The organism is Candidatus Tisiphia endosymbiont of Temnostethus pusillus (assembly GCF_964264675.1).
GTDB lineage: Bacteria > Pseudomonadota > Alphaproteobacteria > Rickettsiales > Rickettsiaceae > Tisiphia.
Window position 1 is genome coordinate 1050477 of sequence record NZ_OZ183472.1, and the last position, 2522, is coordinate 1052998.

Sequence of the window (2522 nt, forward strand, 5' to 3'; positions counted from 1 at the left end):
TAACTAGAGTCTGTCATAAAGATTGTGTAAGTTGAAAAAAGTAGTAAAAATAAGATTACGAAAAAACACTTACATGAGGTTAATATGAAGAAGAAAACAAAAACAATAAATCAATCTGTAGAAAAAGTAGTATCAGAACTTTTGTCACAAAGTAATCCATCAGAAATTTTTGGCAAAGATGGGATATTGCAAGAGTTAAAAAAACAACTAGTTAATAAGATTCTAGAAAAAGAGATGGAATCTTATATTGGATATGAGAAACATTCCAAGGATGAGAAAGAATCTGAAAACAGACGCAATGGTAGTTATGAAAAGACTATAATAGATGAAGATGGTAGGAATATAACAGTAGATGTTCCAAGAGATAGAGAAGGAGAATTTGAACCCCTATTAATTCCTAAGGGAGTTCGACAATTTAAAGGGTTTGATGAGAAGGTAATATCTCTGTATGCAAGAGGTATGACTACAAGGGAGATACAAGGACATTTAGAGGAAATCTATTCTACCAAAGTATCTGCAGAATTAATATCTAAAGTAACTGACGGAGTTTTGGAGGATATTATAAATTGGCAGAATCGTCCCCTTGATAGTATATATCCGATAATATATCTTGACTGCATATATGTCAAAGGAAGAGACAATCACACTATAATAAATAAAGCAGTTTATATAGCTATAGGTGTTAATATGGAAGGTAAGAAAGAGCTACTTGGTATTTGGGTTGGCAAGAATGAAGGTTCTAAATTTTGGATGCAAGTGGTAACTGAGCTAAAGAATAGGGGAATTGAAAAGATATATGTTGCTTGTGTAGATGGTCTAAAAGGCTTTCCTGAAGCTATAAATAGTGTTTTTCCTAAAACTATTGTACAATTATGTATCGTGCATATGGTTAGGAATTCTACCAAGTACGTGTCATATAAAGATTTAAAATCGGTAACAGCTGATTTAAAGAAAATTTATACAGCAATAAACGAGGCGGAAGGGATTAGAGAGCTACAAAACTTTAGTAAAAAATGGGACGAAAAATATCCAGTAATTTCTGACATGTGGCAACGTCTTTGGTCAGGTATAGCCCCGCTTTTTAGTTTTCCTGAAGGGATTAGAAAGGCAATATATACTACTAATACTATTGAATCAGCCAATCGGCAAATCAGGAAAATTATAAAAAATAAAGGGGTATTTCCAGATGATAAATCAATTCAGAAAATAATATTTTTGGCATTGACAAACGCTCAAAAGAAGTGGACAATGCCAATTAAAGATTGGTCAGTTGCCTTGAATCAATTTGCCATACTTTGTGGTACTGATGACCAAAAATGGGCAAATGTCGATCAAAGATGGACTAACTCTGACATCATACTTACACAATCTTTCTGATAGACCCGATAACTATAGTAATTACTTCACTCAAGTCCCTTGACTTTTCCTGTTTTTTTTCAATAAAAGCTTAAGGCTAATTGTTAGATTTGCTTTCGGCTCGGATGTTTCGCTGTCTACGCTTTACTACTGTCGTTACCTTCAGCCGCACAAGACTCGGTATATGGTGGAGCTAGTTACTCCTTCAATAACAGGACTTTCACCCGTAAGATTAATGCACCTTATCTTGACGCACACACAATCAATTGGACAGAGCCATTAAATCTCGACTACTTCAACTGAACCATATAGCATATGCTTCTCATTCTATATAGGAAGTCCATTGTATAATAATAAATGAACTCAATTGATGCCACACCCTAGTTAGTTTAAAGCTTTAATACTCTTTGCTGCTAACTTATCCATTTGTTCACGAAGACTTTTTGGTCTCATATCTATCCATACTTCTTTTACATATTTTAAAACTTCTTCCTTATTGCCTCTAGGTCCAACCTGTTTCCAACCTGACGGTATCTCCTTCCAAACAAACCATATCGAATATTGCTCTTCCTCATTAATTAAACATATATATTCTTCATTATCTTCTGACATATATTTCCTCTTCTCCTATTGTTATTTCTAATATCTTAGTTATCATTATTTCTTCTTTTATAACTTGTAAATAATCCTCTCCTTTTTTGTAGCAAGGTCAATATCAGTTATACATCTAACTAAATTATAATTTAATTTTGTAGTGTCTTCAACATGAAGTAGCCCTTCTTCCTTATTAAAATCTAGTTCTTTTACATTCGTATTATTTAAATCAACATTAATACCTAAATCTGTATCAGTACCTCTAGTTTAGGTTTTAATATGAAGTAGCCATTCTTAATCATCTGCTTTATTTCCTCGTGTGGTTCATTTCTATAACCTATCATCACCTTATGTTTACCTTCACTTAACCTTTTCACTAACTCATTATATCATATTCACCTACACAGTTTTTATTAACTATTTTTACTAAAGTTTACATTAAAAATATAATCAATATTTAAAATTTTCATTATAATAACTTAAGTATTAATATTTTTATTAATACTTGTGGTATTTTTGCCATTTATTCTTTAATCTCCTATAATTTCTTGATATTTTGTCTAATAAAAGTA

2 protein-coding genes are annotated in these 2522 nt (G+C 31.8%); one reads left to right on the forward strand and one right to left on the reverse strand.

Features of this window, described 5'->3' with window-relative positions; all coding sequences use genetic code 11:
- The first annotated feature begins 84 nt into the window (after positions 1–84).
- On the forward strand, positions 85–1377 hold the full coding sequence (locus ACFEL2_RS05065; protein ID WP_375331621.1) for an IS256 family transposase: 1293 nt from the start codon (positions 85–87) through the stop codon (positions 1375–1377).
- A 363-nt stretch (positions 1378–1740) separates the two neighbouring features.
- Here the strand turns inward: ACFEL2_RS05065 and ACFEL2_RS05070 are convergent, their stop codons facing one another.
- The gene (locus ACFEL2_RS05070) at positions 1741–1968 is read right to left on the reverse strand and encodes an MbtH family protein (RefSeq protein ID WP_341758083.1); all 228 of its coding nucleotides are present in this window, start codon (positions 1966–1968) and stop codon (positions 1741–1743) included.
- Positions 1969–2522: the final 554 nt, after the last annotated feature.

Bases quoted from the DNA above. Each gene is read 5' to 3' on its own strand.
- ACFEL2_RS05070 (WP_341758083.1), bottom strand. From the start codon at position 1,968: ATGTCAGAAGATAATGAAGAATATATATGTTTAATTAATGAGGAAGAG.
- ACFEL2_RS05065 (WP_375331621.1), top strand. From the start codon at position 85: ATGAAGAAGAAAACAAAAACAATAAATCAATCTGTAGAAAAAGTAGTA.